Annotated in this window: 15 protein-coding genes; 2 read left to right on the top strand and 13 right to left on the bottom strand. The window is 53.4% G+C overall.

Annotated elements, in window-relative coordinates:
- Positions 1-3: 3 nt before the first annotated feature.
- The 3 genes from htpG to KJS42_RS19730 form a co-directional block, all read right to left on the bottom strand.
- On the bottom strand, positions 4-1,884 hold the full coding sequence (htpG, locus tag KJS42_RS19740) for a molecular chaperone HtpG (protein WP_213623892.1): 1,881 nt from the start codon (positions 1,882-1,884) through the stop codon (positions 4-6).
- A 121-nt stretch (positions 1,885-2,005) separates the two neighbouring features.
- A complete protein-coding gene (locus KJS42_RS19735; protein WP_213623891.1) occupies positions 2,006-3,184 on the bottom strand; it encodes a PstS family phosphate ABC transporter substrate-binding protein in 1,179 nt (392 codons plus the stop codon).
- Complete coding sequence (locus KJS42_RS19730) at positions 3,181-4,473, bottom strand: sensor histidine kinase (RefSeq protein WP_213623890.1); 1,293 nt, start codon at positions 4,471-4,473, stop codon at positions 3,181-3,183. The genes KJS42_RS19735 and KJS42_RS19730 overlap by 4 nt, the downstream gene beginning before the upstream one ends.
- 201 nt (positions 4,474-4,674) lie before the next feature.
- On the opposite strand from KJS42_RS19730, the gene KJS42_RS19725 reads away from it, so the two are divergent.
- Both KJS42_RS19725 and KJS42_RS19720 read left to right on the top strand, forming a co-directional pair.
- Positions 4,675-5,331 (top strand): YitT family protein, encoded by a 657-nt coding sequence (locus KJS42_RS19725; RefSeq protein ID WP_244868556.1) that lies wholly within the window; start codon positions 4,675-4,677, stop codon positions 5,329-5,331.
- Positions 5,332-5,564: 233 nt separating this feature from the next.
- Complete coding sequence (locus KJS42_RS19720; protein ID WP_193415664.1) at positions 5,565-6,464, top strand: transposase; 900 nt, start codon at positions 5,565-5,567, stop codon at positions 6,462-6,464.
- Between the two features lie 205 nt (positions 6,465-6,669).
- Here KJS42_RS19720 and KJS42_RS19715 read toward each other — a convergent pair whose 3' ends face one another.
- From KJS42_RS19715 to KJS42_RS19670, 10 genes are all read right to left on the bottom strand, one after another.
- The gene (locus KJS42_RS19715; RefSeq protein WP_193415665.1) at positions 6,670-7,920 is read right to left on the bottom strand and encodes an MFS transporter; all 1,251 of its coding nucleotides are present in this window, start codon (positions 7,918-7,920) and stop codon (positions 6,670-6,672) included.
- Positions 7,917-9,212, bottom strand: a complete 1,296-nt coding sequence (locus KJS42_RS19710) for a CehA/McbA family metallohydrolase (protein ID WP_213623889.1) — start codon at positions 9,210-9,212, stop codon at positions 7,917-7,919. The genes KJS42_RS19715 and KJS42_RS19710 overlap by 4 nt, the downstream gene beginning before the upstream one ends.
- A gap of 18 nt (positions 9,213-9,230) precedes the next feature.
- Complete coding sequence (locus KJS42_RS19705) at positions 9,231-10,103, bottom strand: carbohydrate ABC transporter permease (protein ID WP_155608314.1); 873 nt, start codon at positions 10,101-10,103, stop codon at positions 9,231-9,233.
- A 2-nt stretch (positions 10,104-10,105) separates the two neighbouring features.
- Positions 10,106-10,984: an ABC transporter permease subunit gene (locus tag KJS42_RS19700; protein ID WP_213623888.1), complete on the bottom strand. Its 879-nt coding sequence runs from the start codon at positions 10,982-10,984 to the stop codon at positions 10,106-10,108.
- A 26-nt stretch (positions 10,985-11,010) separates the two neighbouring features.
- Positions 11,011-12,468 carry an extracellular solute-binding protein gene (locus KJS42_RS19695; protein WP_244868555.1) on the bottom strand — a complete coding sequence of 486 codons (1,458 nt, stop codon included), beginning with the start codon at positions 12,466-12,468 and terminating at the stop codon, positions 11,011-11,013.
- Positions 12,469-12,508: 40 nt separating this feature from the next.
- Positions 12,509-13,537, bottom strand: coding sequence for a LacI family DNA-binding transcriptional regulator (locus KJS42_RS19690; RefSeq protein ID WP_193415668.1), 1,029 nt, complete (start codon positions 13,535-13,537; stop codon positions 12,509-12,511).
- A 219-nt stretch (positions 13,538-13,756) separates the two neighbouring features.
- Positions 13,757-15,043 (bottom strand): alpha-L-fucosidase, encoded by a 1,287-nt coding sequence (locus KJS42_RS19685; RefSeq protein ID WP_213623887.1) that lies wholly within the window; start codon positions 15,041-15,043, stop codon positions 13,757-13,759.
- Between the two features lie 103 nt (positions 15,044-15,146).
- On the bottom strand, positions 15,147-15,428 hold the full coding sequence (locus tag KJS42_RS19680; RefSeq protein WP_244868554.1) for a TfoX/Sxy family protein: 282 nt from the start codon (positions 15,426-15,428) through the stop codon (positions 15,147-15,149).
- 2 nt (positions 15,429-15,430) lie between these two features.
- Positions 15,431-15,682: a zinc ribbon domain-containing protein gene (locus KJS42_RS19675; protein WP_213623886.1), complete on the bottom strand. Its 252-nt coding sequence runs from the start codon at positions 15,680-15,682 to the stop codon at positions 15,431-15,433.
- Positions 15,683-15,716: 34 nt separating this feature from the next.
- Positions 15,717-16,388 (bottom strand): TetR/AcrR family transcriptional regulator, encoded by a 672-nt coding sequence (locus KJS42_RS19670; RefSeq protein ID WP_213623885.1) that lies wholly within the window; start codon positions 16,386-16,388, stop codon positions 15,717-15,719.
- Between the last annotated feature and the right edge of the window lie 9 nt (positions 16,389-16,397).

The following is a 16,397-nucleotide window of genomic DNA, read 5'->3' as shown; positions in this document are numbered from 1 at the left end:
CGCTTACAGCATCACTTTACAAATGTCGTTCGTAAACTCAACCGGGTCGCTGACCGGCAATCCTTCGATCAAGAGCGCTTGATTGTACAACAGGTTCGTGTACAAAGCCAGCTTCTCCTTATCGCTGTCGTAAGCTTTCTTCAGTGACTGGAACACGTCATGGTTCACGTTGAGCTCCAGCACCTTGTCCGCCTTAACCGACTGTCCGTCCGCGCCAGGCATCGCATTCAGCACCTTTTCCATCTCGATCGTCAGCTCGCCTTCCGTCGATAGGCAGACCGGATGCGATTTCAGGCGTTTGGATGCTTTGACTTCCTTCACCTTGCCCGCCAGCAATTCCTTCATGGCCGCGAACAATTCCTTGTTCTCGTCCGCATCGGTTTTGTCTTCGGAAGCCTCGGCTTCGATCCCCAAGTCGCCGCTCGACACCGACTTGAATTCCTTGTCCTTGTATTTCATGATCATCTTGATCGCAAATTCGTCGATATCGTCGGTGAAATACAGAATCTCGTACCCTTTATCAAGCACCAGCTCGGTTTGCGGCAGCTTCTCCAGACGTTCCACCGATTCGCCGGCGGCATAGTAAATATACTTTTGGTCCTCCGGCATGCGGGAGACGTATTCATCTAGCGTGACGAGCTTCTTCTCCTTGGACGAAGTGAACAGCAGCAGATCCTGAAGCACGTCCTTGTTCATCCCATAGTCGTTGTACACGCCAAACTTCAGTTGACGGCCAAATGAAGCGTAAAACTTCTCGTATTTGTCGCGCCCATCCTTGAGCAGCGTCTGCAATTGGCTCTTGATCTTGCTCTGAATATTTTTCGCGATCGCCTTCAACTGACGGTCATGCTGCAGCATTTCCCGCGAAATGTTAAGCGAGAGATCCTCGGAATCCACCATCCCTTTGACGAAGCTGAAATAGTCCGGCAGCAGGTCGGCGCATTTGTTCATGATCAGCACGCCGTTTGAATACAGCTCCAGCCCTTTTTCGTATTCCTTGGTGTAATAGTCAAACGGCGTCGTCTCCGGAATGTACAAAATCGCATTGTACACGACCGCGCCATCCGCCTTGATATGGATATGCGATACCGGTTTGTCGAATCCGTAACGTTTTTCCATATAAAAGTTCTCATAATCCTCGTCCGTCAGCTCGGATTTGTTCTTGCGCCAGATCGGCACCATGCTGTTCACGGTCTGCTCTTCCGTATACGACTCGTATTCGCCTTCGCTGCCTTCCTTCGGCCGGCTGCTCGTGACGTCCATTTTGATCGGGTAACGGATGAAATCGGAATATTTCTTCACGATCGACTTCAGCCGGTATTCCTCGAGGTATTCGTCGTATTGATCGTCTTCGGTGTTCTCTTTGATCTGCAAAATAATGTCTGTGCCGACCTCCGCCTTCTCGCACGACTCAATCGTATATCCGTCAGCCCCCCGGGACTCCCACTTATAGGCTTCATCCGAGCCCAGCGCCCGGCTGATGACGGTAACCACGTCCGCGACCATGAACGCGGAATAGAAGCCAACGCCAAACTGCCCGATGATGTTGTGGCCATCCTTCAGCTCATTCTCGTTCTTGAATGCAAACGAGCCGCTGTTGGCGATAATGCCGAGGTTGTTCTCCATCTCGTCCTTCGTCATCCCAATACCGGTATCGGAAATAACCAAGGTACGGGTTGCTTTGTCCGCCTGGATCTTGATAAAGTAATCGTCCTTGTTAAACACCAACTGGTCATCGGTTAACGCCCGGTAATAAATTTTATCGATGGCATCGCTGGCGTTTGAAACCAGCTCGCGCAGGAAAATCTCCCGCTGCGTATAAATCGAGTTGATCATCATTTCCAGCAATCTTTTCGATTCGGCTTTAAACTGCTTTTTCGCCATGAAACAAATCTCCTTTCGCTGCATGGGGTAACTTGTCTAACAATATATTAGCACTCTGGGGGACAGAGTGCTAATTCCTATTTTTTAGTTTATCGATCCAGAATTCGAGTGTCAATATGTTCTAGGGAAAGAGGGGGGTATACCCGGTTTGCTCCACTAAAGACTGACCTTGTGGCGACAAAATCCAATCGATCAGCTTCTCCACATTCGGATTGTCGCTGCCTGCCGTTACCGCGTAGAACTCCGCTGCTAACGGGTATTCTCCGCTGGCGATCGTCGCCCGCTCCGGCTTCACGCCGTCAATACTCAGCAGGCGGATATTCCCGTTTCGCACCATCTCGGTAGCATAAAACAGAAAGGTGTAGCCGAGCGCGTTTTTGTAATTGCGGTAATCCGCGGTCCGCGAAATGATGCCGCCCATCCCGGATTCGACATCCTCCTTGGGAGGTTTGGCCAGCTCCCGGCCGTCCATCACCCGGACCAGCATCGATTGACTTCCGCTATCCTCCGGCCGCTGAAACGCTCGGATGCTCCCCCCGCCACCCCCCACATCGCTCCAGCGGGTGATTTCTCCCGAGTAGATCCCGCGAATCTGCTCCGTCGTCAATCCGGACACCGGATTGGAGGCGTTGACAAAAAAAACGAACGCTTCACGGCCAATAGGGGTGAACTTCAATTCCTTGCCTTGCTTGCGGGCGGCAGCCTTTTGACCTTCTGACGGCGCAGCGACAAAGATGATATCCGCTTGGCCTTCGATGAGATTCTTATAAGCTACGGGCGTTGTATTCACCATGACTTCACTTTGATAAAGATCGTATTCTTGGCGCGGATACACCGCCTGCGCAAACGCGGCATACAGCGGATAAAGTGCCGTTGCCCCGTCCATCCGCGGCAGATCCTTCGTCAATGTCAAATCCGACGGTTCCGGCAGCAATGCCAGCTTGCCTGTATCCCCGAACGGGCGGTACGGCTCCATGTTCACTTCCTGGTCGCTGACGACCGGAATCCGGTGATGATACGCCTCGCGGATCTCGTAACCCGCCGTCGTCAAGCCTCCCAAGACGACGATTGCAAGCATCGATATATACAACTTGCGCCGGTGACGTGCTGGCAAGAACAAGAAGAAGGCCAGAAATAGGACCCCTACAGCTGTCGCGATCAGCACCAGTGGCGCGTAGAATATCGCGCCGCCCGAAATAGAAACGATTAATCCGGCAAAAAATCCGAGAAATACAAACACCCCGGATAATAATACGAACAACACGATTTTCACCACAAGTTCTCCGCCTTGCCTGCTCATGCTTCAACCGCCTCCCTTGCTTCTTCCACGTCTCGGGTATAAATCGGCAATTGGATCGTAAACTTCGTCCCCGCGCCGGGTTCGCTTTGTACGCTCACCGTTCCCCCGAAGGAGAGAATGGCTTGGTAGGAGAAGGTCATGCCGAGTCCCGTTCCGGAGGATTTGGTGGAAAAATAGACCGAACCCAGCCGTTTGGCCTGCTCCTCGGTCATGCCGATTCCGTTATCCTGGATGGTTAACGTGACCTTGCGAGCTGCGATCTGCAGCCGCAAAGTAACCCTGCCGCGGGCATGCGGCACTTCGGCGCACGCTTCAACGGCATTTTTGATAAAATTTACGAGCACTTGCTTCATTTTATCGGGATTGGCGAGAATCCACACCGGCTCCGGAGGATGGCTGATTTCGAGCAGCACGTTGTGCATGTTAGCATACGGGCTCATGACATCCTTCGTGATCCGCAGCAACTCCTCAAGGTTGGTAGGCTCCTGCTTATCGCCAATCGGCTTGGAAATGGCTAGATACTCGGACAGAATGTATTCCGTCCGGGCAATTTCACTCATGCAGATTTCAATGTAGCGCTCAATCCGCCCGCGGTCCGTTACGCCATCGCGAATCAGCGTAAGAAATCCCTTCACCGCCGTCAGTGGATTCCGTACTTCATGGACCAGCGAAGCCGCAACGTGGCTGATCGCCCGTACCCGCTCATTTTGCGCATAGCTAATGAACAACTCCTTATCGGTGACCGCTTTTCTGAACAGAGTAATCAGCAGCCAGCAGCCAACCAGGTTCTGCATCGGAATGACTAATAAGTGAAAGCTCAAGTTACGGATGACCGATTGCGGATTCTCCAGATAAACGAACAACAGAGGCGTTACGGAGAAGAACACACCAGCCAGTAATAAAACCAGTGATTTCCGTTCGGACTTCCGGTAAATACGGTAAAGCAGGTAAGAACCCGGGAACGTCACCAACATGATCACCATCGCAATAAACGTACCGTCGCCCCCGATATATAAACGGAACAGAACAAATTCCGCCAAGAGAGCGAACCCCGTCTGCAAGCCTCCAAAGATCAAACCAAAAAACATGATAGTATACCTAATGTCGTAAAAATAGCCGCTGACCACGCTAGCCCCGAAAGTCATGGAAATGAACAAACAAATCATGCTAGTGATCGCAATAAATTTTTGCGTGTAATTCTTGGACTGATCACGATAATACACGCTATACATGACAAACGGCATATGGGCAAAGAAGAGCTGAAGAATAATATCTTTCAGAATGGTCATGCGCGCTCCCCCTTCATCGGCTGATTGGGTTTCACCCTGTTATGTATATCCCTTTTATTCCATATTTCACCCCATAAACCCTTTTTCTCCGGCAACAAAACATGGATCGCGGATGTGTCTTTGGCATGCCTGCCTGTTTAGGCGCATAGGCTGTACAAGCAGGACTAGCCTGCCATTCCATCTTCCTGAAGGATGATTTAAGTGTCGACAAATCGCGCCCCGGTCCGGGCTTACTTTCTACGCCGTTTATGGCAAAAGAGTTCCCATATCTTTGCAGGCTCCTTAATTCAAGGCTTCGCCATGGGAGTATTCCTGTTTCCCCATTCGATCCCCTCCGGCGGTGGCGCAGGGATTGCCGTGCTGCTCAACCACTGGTTCGGGATGCCAATGAGCCTTGGCTTATGGCTGACCAATATCTCCTTTCTTCTCTTCGCCGTCCATTACTTGGGGCGGATCAGCGCAATCGGGACCATCATGGTCATCACGGTGACCTCGGTATCCGTTAATTATTTTGACGTTTACTTCCATACCCCCTTTGCCAACGTATGGATTAACTTGTTCATTGGTTCTCTCTTTCTAGGTATCGGCATTTCCATCCTGTTTCGAGAACGGGTGACGAACGGCGGAATCGGCTTCGTCGCGCTCGCCATTGCCAAGCGGAAGAGGATCAACCCTGGATCTGCGTTGTTTTGGATGAACGGCGGCATTTTTCTTCTCACGGCTATCGTTATCGATTGGAAAATCATCATTCAAGCCTTACTCTGCCAATGGTTGTCCACTCGAATCGTCAAATGGCTGCATACCCCTTCGGTCATCGGGAAGCGCCCCTTATATTTCATGGCCTGGCGCAGGAAATGAGGTCGAGGACTCTGCCACTCCTCCGCCTCCCGGTCCTCCGCTCCTACCTTTGCTCCCCCTTTGCAGGATTATCCCTATCGATCAGGGCGCCAAGGATGGCGGGGATTAGAAAAAAAGAAAAGAAGAGGGATTTCCCCCCTGATTTTTAACTTGAAATAAGAACACATGTTTGGTATAATTTAACTAATGGCGGGAACGTATGTACGCATAAATTAATGGAGGGGGACGTCAATATGGAGGTTAATACAGGAATCATTGTTCAACCATTACACCGTTATAATCGTGAGCAGGACTGTATGGAGGCGCTGATCGCGATGAAGTGGCCGAACGGCTTTGTCTGCCCGAGATGTGCCTACACGCGTTGCAGCCAATTGACCTCCCGGCGTATCCCCCTATTCGAGTGCGGAAAGTGCGCGCATCAAACTTCGGCTTTGGTTGGCACCATTTTTGAAGGAACGCGCCTTCCACTGTTGAAGTGGTTTCACGCCCTGGAATTGTTCCTGCTCCCGGATGGGATCTCTGCAATGCGGTTGCACCGGGTCATTCGGGTTACTTACAAGACCGCTTGGTTGATGCTGCACAAAATACGCCATGCCGTTGGCGAATTCGACGCCCGCGAGATATTGAGCGGGGATGTGAAGGTGAATAGCGATACATATGGTTACGATCCATCCCGGTGTAAGCTTTCCCAACCCCATGCCTCGGCTGTTATAGCTGGCTGTACGGTGACGGAGTCGGGGGAGCCGGAACAGGTCAAAATCCAGCTAATCCCTCATAAGCGTGGAAGGGAAAATAGGGCAACCCGTCATGAACTCACCGCTTTCATCAATGATCATGTGGATGCCCGTATATCCGAAGTGCATTCGTTTCCTCTGGCCTTTCAACTGTATTCACCCTTGCGGAAAGTAGTCAGAGAAGCATGGGTGTCTTTGAAGAGTACATATATAGCCTTGGGACCAAAGCATTTGCAGGCGTATTTGAACGAGTATACCTTACGCCGCCGACTGTACTTGCTCGGTGCGAGAGAGGCGATGCACGAGAAATTGCTATGCCTGTGTGTGGCAATTCCGGCAATTCCTTATTCTCAACTGATCATGCATCATCCGAGCCGCCCTCTTTCCGCTGTAGCCTGATATGTAGCAACTTGACAACAGCGGGGATGGCTAATTGCCTTTCAACTTCCTTATCAGCTACCTAATTTCTGAAGTTATCATCCAGCGGCGGCGGCTTCTTTGCTCCCTGTCAGTTAGCTCGATTACTCTGAGCCTGATCGTACGGGATAATCATGCAAAGGGGTGCACAGAGGGGATTGGGAAGGGGGCACATAGGATCTATCTTCTATTTTTCTATCACCTTCCCTTGGTCCTTCATCGCTCGCCGGATAAAAAGGAGCGGCAGCAGGCCCATTGCAATAACGACAACGAGGAACAACGATAAACTTGTCTCCAGCCCTTCTGTTCCTCGCCGATAGATTCCGAATAGCAGCGCAACGCCGGAGATTCGCCCGGCGCTTAGTGCCATTTCTCGCCAAACCATCAGCTCGATACGAAGACGACCACCCTGGTCCCATCGGCTCACCGCATTAAAGGTTAGCGTATTAAACGGCGTGTCGAAGAACGGCCGGGCGACCGCGCTGATCACGCCGTACAATACCAGCGTCCAGGCCGCCAGATGCGCGGTGATCCCGAGCAGGGACACCCCCATCAACAGAGCGCCGAGGACGAGGTAACGCCAACGGTAACGATCGTGGCCGAAGCGGCCGATCAGGTAGAAGCTGGCGACGGAGAGCAACGTCGTGGCGAAAGCAAACCGGCCGGTGGCGTTCTCGCTGCCGGTCGCGAGGAACACCCAGAGCCAAATCGCGATCGTCAGTACACCGTCGCGAAAGGCTACGCCAACAAAGGCGCAGCTCAGGTGGCGCCACTCTCGATGTCGCAGCACCCCAAACAGGCTGCGCCATTCAAAAACGCCGGCAGCGGCCTGTTTCGGCAGCAACAGCGCCGCCCCCAGCGACAGCGCAAAGCACAGCAGGCTTGCAAGGAATACGGCGGCGTAGCCAGCCATCGACGGCAGGGATTCGACCAGCGCGCCGGCGATCAGCGGCCCGGCCATGCCCGTCAGCGCGCCAGCCGCGCCGTTGATGCCGTTGAACCAGTTGCGGTTACCCGCTTCGGTCACGTCGATGGATAAGACGTTCATCGACATCCAGTAGAAGCCCTGGCCGATCCCGTACATCAGCCCGAGCGGCAACAGGAACTGCGGCGATTCGCTTCCCGACAAGAGAACGACGACGTAGAACAGCATTTGCACCACGCTGCCGATCCACAGCGGTTTCGTGCGGTCCACGCGCTTGCTGAGCCAGCCGGCTGCTACGAATGCCGGCAGCCAAACCAAATACGAAGCCAGGTTGAACAGCAGCGTTTGCGACATATCATTCGTCAATTTGTACCAGTATACATTGATAAAGATGTTGGACAAGGCGTTCCCTAACGCGTTCAGCGCGTTGACCGATAACAGCGCCTTGGCAGGACGGTCCAACATTGTCGTATTGCCGGATACGTGATGGGGATCCGTGATCGCCGGCTTCATACGGACTCGCCTACGGTTCCCTGCGCGATATAGACCGGATTGGTCAGGCAAGTCATGACCTCAAGGTCCCACTCGAGCAAGTATCGCCGCGCTTCCACACGGTAAAACAACCGATCCGCCGGCATTCGGCAAACGAGGTTTCGCTCGCCCCCCTCCACGGTCCATTCCTGCTCCAGGCCGTGGTTCGACCATAGGCTAACGCGATCTCCCTGTGCACCGCGAATCGTGATCAACAGCTCTACATCGACCCGTCCGGGCGCTGCCTCCAGTTCATCGCCTACGCCGACCCCGTCGGCCGTCAACGTGATGAAGGCATCGTCGGGCCCCATAGACAGCACCACCGCACCACGCCTTACGGCGTCAAGCACTGCCGCAACCGTCTCCTCAGCGACGTATACATGCGCCGTTGGCACTCCGTGCCGGACGAACGGATCGTCTCGGTGCGTATCGCTGCCGCCGACAGCCACGATGCGCCGGCCTTCGGCAAGGCGCTGCTGCCACCAGGCCACCGCCGTTTCGTTGAGCTCCCGCCACGGCCCGTTCCACACCTCAATCGCATCGAAAGGTACATTGAAGCCAAGCTCCCATGGGCAGTCCGGGCAGAACGGGTGATTCAGCGAGACTAGCGCGCCTTTCTCTTGTGCTTGCCGGAGCTCCTTGGCCGCTGCTTCCGGAGTCAACACGCGGAAATCTGTCAGCGCGTCCGGATGCCCGAGCAGGTTCGCATGGCCTTTATAGCTAGTCATCTCCACGCCGGGGATCAGCAGCAACGTTTCCTCCTGCGCCACTGAAAAGCGATTTTGCGAAGCGGTGTTGTGATCGGTGAGCGCGAGGAAATCGAGTCCTTTCTCCCGGCAGGAGGCCAGTGCCTCGCTGACTGTATAGCTTCCGTCACTGTGAACGGTATGGGCGTGCAAGTCGCCTTTAAGCCAATGCGGATGCTTTAAAGTAATCGTGATCTCAACCTCTACCAGTATCCCTTCGTCAGGGACCCGATAGGCACCTAGCAGCACCGCCCATTCTCCTGGATGGATGGGTCCGGCCAAATAACCGGGGGTTGCTTTTTCTAAACCTATCTGAAAACCGTTCCGCGCCCCGCCGCTCCAACCGATGATCCGGTCCGGTGAACGCAAGCCGAGGTCAACCACGGAACGATCGTTTTTTTCGTAGCGATATTGAACTTCGATGGACTCCGCCTCTTCCGGAACGGAAAAGGCGACCTCCGGATAACTCCGTTCTTGCTCTTGAACAAGCTGAATTTGAACTTGGTGCTCCAACCGATTCTTTGCCATAACCTAGCAGCATCCTTTCTATTCCTTGCTAGCTCCCAACATGATGCCCTTCATGAAAAACCGCTGCACAAACGGGTATACCGCAATCAGCGGGAGAATCGCGATCACGATGCCGGCCATCTTTACGTTGGTCGTCACCAGATAATTGCTCGACACGCTGCTCGTATCGATGATGATCGACTTCAGCGCGACCTGCAGCGTATACTTCATGCTGTCGTTAATGAAAATGAGCGGTGCCGTAAACATGTTCCAGCGTCCGACAAACTCGAACAGCGACACGGTGGCAAGTCCAGGCGCGGCCAAACGCAAATAGATTCTAGCGAAAATCCAGAAGTCTCCTGCCCCATCGATTCGGCCGGCTTCGGCAATCTCGTAAGGGATGCCCATGAAGAAGTTCCGCATCAGCAGGATCGAAAACCCAGACACCAACCCGGACAACACCAGTACCGTCAGCGTATTAATTAAATGAAAATCCTTATTTACCACGTACAGCGGAATCAGCACCGCTTCCTGCGGAATCATCATCGTTAGCAGAATAAACGTGATCATCCCCTTCTTTCCCGGCACATGCGGATGGATTAATACATACCCTGCCAGCGAAGACAGCAGTACGTGCAGGATCGTTCCGACTACGGTAACGATCGCGCTGTTCAGGAACGGCCGCCATAGGTCAAGGCTCTCCCAAATCGTCCGGTAGCCCTCCGCGCTGAACTCCGCCGGAAACAGTACGATATCCGGCTGCATCGAGGCAAGCCCCGACGAAAACGACAAAGCTAGCACGTTGAGAAAAGGAACGACCATCACAAGCATCATCAGCAGCAGAAAAAGCAGATTTATCGCGTCAAACCATTTATTTTTCCAACCCAAACGTTCGAAGCGTTCGCTCCCCATCGTTATCCCACCTCGTCAAATCGGGTTAATTTGCGCACGACCAACGTCAGCGCCAGGGTGAACAGCAGTACCAGAAAGCTGGCGGCTGCGGCTACGCCGACCTGCATGTTCATGATCCCTTTTTCAAACGTATACACCATCAATACATCGACATCCGGAGCGGTAGATGGATTGCGCAGCACAAATACCTGATCAAAGATCCGCAACACGCCCATCGTATTCAGCAGCAAAACAACCTTCATCGTTCCCAGTAACTGGGGTAGCGTTACGTAACGAACCTGCTGCCAGCGGGATGCCCCATCCATGCGCGCCGCTTCGTAGAGAGACGGATTAATCGTCACGATCCCGGCCATGAACAAGATACAGTTATAGCCCATGTCCTTCCAGGTCGCCACGAGGATCATCACCAAGCGGGCCCAAAATGACTCAGCCAGAAAATGAATCGGCGGCATGCCTGCCCAGCGCTGCAGCAATAGATTAACCAGCCCGGTATCGGGAGACAGCAGGAAAATCCAGATTCCCCCGACGATCACCCAGGACAGTAAATGAGGAATGTAGAGCACCATTTGGGCTGTTTTTTTGAAACGGGCATGCAGCACTTCGTTTAAGGACAACGCTAGCACCAGAGGAGCGACAAAACCGAAAGCCAGGATGCCTCCCCCGATCACCAGGGTGTTCGTCAGCGACTTCCAGAAGAACGGGTCATGCCAGACCTGCGAATAATTCGCAAGCCCGGCATATGGACCGTCCCCCATGAGTCGATAATCCTGAAGGCTGACCTGCAGCCCTTTAACGAGCGGATAATAACCATAGATGAGAAAATAGATGGCTACCGGGATCATCATGAGATATAAAGCTGCATGTTTTCGAAGAGCTTTCATGGTTATCGTCACATCCTATCTTTGGCCTATTCGTCGATGAGATTAGCTGCTTTCAGTTCCTTCTGCATTTTGCTCACCGCATCAGCCGCCGTCATTTCTCCGGACATGGCCTTCAGGGCGTAATTCTGCACGATTTTCTCTGCGTCGGCCCACTCCGGCAAGGACAGCTCCAAAGTGGCGTACTGCTTGACCAGATCCTGCGCTTCTTGAACCCCCGGCAGCTTGCCGAACGGCGGCTTCACGGTTTCGTTGTACCAGAACGGTACGCCGTGGTCCATGTTATGCTCTTTGCCAGTCGCAGTCAGTGTGTACTGGTCGCCGTCCTTCGTGTAATCATCGCCTTCGATCCCCAGGCTGCCTAACGTAATTCCCGCTTCGGTGTGCCAAAACTCTAAGAACTTCTTCGCCGCATCCGGGTGCTCGGCATTCACTGGCATCATCCAGTAGTCCGGATCCCCGCGGCGCATCAGCAGGCTGCCATCCGGTCCTGTTGCACTGGCCAAAGCTTTGGCCTCAAACGTGGTGTTCGGGTCGGCTTCCTTCCGCGTGCTGTTGAACATCCCGACCCAGGCATCCCAATACGTGACCATGCCGACGCGGTCGGTCAGGAACAGGTTGCGCATCTTGCCCGTATCGTTCGTGACGAAGTTCGGGTCCATGATGCCTTCCTTAGTCAGCTTGGCAAACCATTCGTACATGGGGATTGCCGCATCCGACGCATACGGAATCGTCCGTTTTCCGTCCTTCAGCACGTAACGATATTTCAACCCGGCCGCGCTCATGAAGCCTTGAATATCATACAGGCCGGAGGTGCTAAGCCCGTATGTATCGGCTTTGCCGTTACCGTCCGGGTCCTGCTCCTTGAACGCCTTCAGCACGTTATAATAGTCGTCAAGCGTTTTGGGCTCCTGCAGGTTCAGCTTGTCCAGCCAGTCCTTGCGGACGATCGGCATCGTACCGCCTTGAAACTTGGAGAATACGGCGTAGATGTTACCGTCTTGACCTTTCAGTTGATCCCATTCCGCGGATGGAACGACGCTTGGATCTGACAATTGGCTCGAACCTTGCACGAAATCCGTTAAGTTAGTCAGCGCGCCTTGTTCGACGAAGCTGTTCAGCTTGCCGAGGTCGCTGCCTTCGATGAGGTCGTATTTCTCACCGGAACCTAGCGCTGTCAGCACCTTTTGGTCATAGTCGCTGGCCGGGCGCTCAATTGTCACGTCGATACCCGTTAACCGTTTGATTTCCTGCTCAAATTTGGCGTTCTCCTCCGGCGTTTTTCCGCCTACGTTGGCGGACAAGATGCGCAGCTTCATGTCCCCTGCCGGCGTTTCCGATGGCGCTCCGGTTGAAGCGCTGTTTTGCGTTTCGTTCGTCCCGCCATTCGCCGAGGTACCGTTATTAGGTGTATTTCCGCCGCAGGCCGACAACAGCATCGAACCAATCGCCAGCAGCGCCATGAGATGAGTCGCTTTCCTTTTCACTGGATGATTTCCTCCTTGGTTTCTCTTCTAGATTCCTATCCTATCCTAGGGTTGATGCGCAGGAGCCACGTACCACGATCTCTGCCGGAATTAGCGTTCGTTTGGCGAGACGCTTGCCGGTTTCGAGCTGCTCCAGCAAAAGCAGCATGGACTCCTGTCCCAGTTGGTCGGCATGAAGCCGAACCCCGGTGAGGGGCGGTGAAAATTCCTGCGCCAAAGGGCTGTCGTAAGCGAAGGACAACACGGACAGTTGCTCCGGTATGCTTAGGCCAAGCCGCTCCGCGGCCTGGTACACGCCTAGCGCCATCGAGTCGGTGTCGGCAAGAACCGCTGTGATGCCGGGATCCGCACGCAGTTGGGCCAACACCGTATCGCAGCCAAACGTCATCGACGAGGTGATGCCGTCTGGCTTGTGTACGATCATATCCCTCGGAGGCGTTAAGCCTGCCTGCTCAAACGCATTCAGGTAGCCTTGTCCGCGGTCAACCGCCACGGTACGGTTCGCCGGAGCATTCAGAAACAGGATGCGACGGTGCCCAAGCGACATCAGGTACTGTGTCGCTTTCGCAGCGATACCGACATTATCGTTGTCGACATAACAGACACGGGACTCGTCCTCCTCCGACGGACGACCGATGACAACGATGGGAAGGTCCCGCTGTAAGCAATCCTCAATTCGGGAATCGCCGATCACCGCATCAAGGATAATCTCGCCGTCCACCGGATCGGAGGCGATGTGTTCCACCTGATTTTTGTAGGTGGAAGACACGTTGTTGATTAACAGGCGATACCCTTGCTCATAACATACGGGCAGCACCCCGTTGAGCAGCGAATACTGAAACTGGTTCAGCTTCGCCTTCTGCTCGCCTCGCATATTCAGGCCGACGATGCGCGTCGTTTTGTTCACCAGACTACGGGCCCAGTAGTTTGGCCGGTAATTCAGCTCTTTTGCCACCCGGAGAACCTCTGCCGTCACTTCCTTGCTGATCGGGCGTTTTTTGCTGAACACACTGGATACCGTGCTCTTTGATACCCCCGCCGCCTTTGCCACATCATCAATCGTTGCCAAGGTCACTCGATCCTCTCTACAATTCGTACTAGTACGAACCTAGATTAAACCGGTTTTGTTAAAACCGTTTCGTCTTCCCGTCTGAAGTTTGTAAAATTGCAGCGCTGCGGACCGCAAAACCGGTTTAACTGAAATGGATAAATTGCGCAAAAAAAAAAAAAACGGCCAATCGGCCGTTTTTCATCGATAGAATATGAATGTGTCTCGCAATCTCTAACTCTAATTATGGGTGACAACGGCGCCGGATCCGCCGTACATTTCGATGGGCTCGGCAAACTCCAGCTTCAGGACAGTGACCTGCGCATGGCAATCCTCCTGCGTCATATATATCCACGTCGTACCCGGAATGTTAAACCAAGGCACACCGCCATGGATGTCATAGTTCAGCTCCTTGCCCGTATGGAGGACGGTGATTTTGCGGATTGGATTGCATAATCCCTTTAAGCAGACGCTTTCCTTCGGATCATCGTAAACGAATAGATACAACGTCCTCCGGTCTTTGCTGAGCGTGCTTCCGCCTAACCAATACCGGGTCATGATCCCTTCGGCGGTTCCATACACCGCTTCTTCGTGCGTTCGAATCCAATCGCCCAATCCAAGCAGGATATCGACTTGTCTCGAATCGATCGTCCCGTCCTCGCGGGGACCGATATTGAGCAGCATGTTGCCGCCCATGGAAATACAGTCGCAGAACATCCGGATCATTTGGTTTAATGATTTATAGTTGTGGTCATTCGGTTGATAACCCCAAGACGTATTGATCGTCGTGCAGAACTCCCAAGGTCCTTCGGGTCTTGTGATCGGCAGCCCTTGCTCCGGCGTTTTGTAGTCTCCATGGCCGGCTAGGCGCGAATTGAAGATGAGATCCGGGTTAAAGGAGCGAAGATAAGTTTTAAACTCCGGCAATCCCCACTGCTCCGCGCTGCGTTCCCAGTCTCCGTCGAACCAGAGTAAATCAACTGCGCCGTACCTCGTTAAAATCTCCTTCAGCTGATTCCGATTGAACTCTAGGAAGCTCTGCCATCTCTCCTCGTCCTGGATGCCGTCCAGCGGCTCCGAGAAACGGTTAACCTGGTTCAAATCCTCAGGCACGACTCCGCTTGGATACACGCTAGGGTAGTCCGGATGCGACCAGTCGATCAGCGAATAGTACATGCCAAGCCGAATTCCCCGTTTCTTGATCGCTTCGGCATACTCCTTAACGATGTCGCGTTCGGCCGGCGTTCGCTTCACCACGCTCAAGCCGCTGTATTGAGTATCAAACAGCGCTACGCCATCATGATGTTTCGTCGTTAACACCGCGTATTTGGCCCCGGACCGCTCGATCAATTCGGCCCACTGGTCCGCATCGAACCGGGACGCCGTAAAACCGTCCAGCTGCTTCATGTATTCCTCATACGAGATCACGCCATTATGGAAAGACCAGGATTCCGAAACGCCATCGACCGCGTAGATTCCGTAATGAATAAAAATTCCCAGCTTGGCATCTTCAAACCATGGCCGCATCGTCATGCCCCCTAATGTTATTTTTCTCTCTAACGATAGGCTTTGGGGGTTTGAACGGTAAATATGTTGTTTTTACGATAGGTATGTCGTTTTTGGAAAGTGCTTACTGGTTTACCTTTGCAAAGAATGCCTTGAGCTCGCTTTTAACCTCCGCATCCATATGATGCCAGCGTATGCCCCGAATGGCTCCTTCCAACGCATAAAGCATGTTCAGGCATGCCGTAGGATCTTGAAGCTTAATTCTTACAAAGGCTTCTTTGCTGCCCATCGCATAAAGCTGATCCGGCGTGTTCAGTCCGGCTTGCCGCAAATTACGCGCAATTACCGTACTGATATTAGGGAGGTCCTGAAGTTGAAGTTGCCGTTTTAAAGTACCCATTCCCATCCCTACCCTTCCCGTAGTTGCTCCTGCCAAGCCGGCAGCCGCGCCATCAGGCTTCGAGCGGTGGACCTGGCCGCCTGAGCGTCCAGCCCTTGAGTACGAACCATAAAGTCGGTCATAGATTTCAACTTCTCCTCCAACGACTGCATCGTACCATCTGGTCTCGCGCAGTGTACGCAGTAATCCTTATTCGTGTCGCTTAAGGCGAACTCGGACGGCTCTTGCATGGGCATGCCGCAGGCAATACAACTTTTCATCTTAAACACTCCTTTTTAGTTCGACTAGGTACCCTTATCCCCGAGGCGCAAGCAAACTTAGATAATGCTCCAGCAGTTCCTCCCCGTAACGTTCCAATACAGAGCCCTCCGGTGCAAATAGATCGTCGTTCGCCAAATAGTAATGGAGCAAACCGATCCAGGTATTGAACAGCAAATGAAGCGGCATGGTCCGGATCAAACCAGCCCGCATCTCCCGTTCGGCAGCGGCGCAGAGATGATGGGATACAACCGACTGGATCGCAGTCAAGATATGCCGCGATTCGTCCGGCAACATCCGGCTTTCCCTGACCAGCCGGGCATAAAAAGCCTCTCCTTCCCGCAGCCCCGCCAAATGAGCCTGCAGCACCTCGCGCAGGCTACTTCCCTGGGATGCCAGCTCATGCATCCGGGCGATCATCTGTGCGCTAAACGCCTCGATCACTGCATTCAAGAGCGCCTCCTGCGTGGCGAAATGGGCAAATATCGTGCCGTGCGACACTCCCGCCTCCCGAGCTACATCCGCGGTACGAGTGGCTAATAGTCCTTCCCGGGCATACAGCGACAACGCCGTATCGATTAACCGCTGACGGGTCTGTTCCTTTTGCTGCTGGCGCTGCGATTTAACCTTCTCCCCGCTCCCCTTGAATTCCAAGGCAATCCCCCTCTCCATTCCGTCCGTTGTTGAAGGCCCGTATACTCTATTCATGAAGTATTT

It is taken from the genome of Paenibacillus sp. J53TS2, from assembly GCF_018403305.1.
Classification (GTDB): Bacteria; Bacillota; Bacilli; order Paenibacillales; family Paenibacillaceae; genus Fontibacillus; species Fontibacillus rhizolycopersici.
Note: the sequence above shows the minus strand (reverse complement) of the source record. Positions and strands in the feature narration are given on the sequence as shown.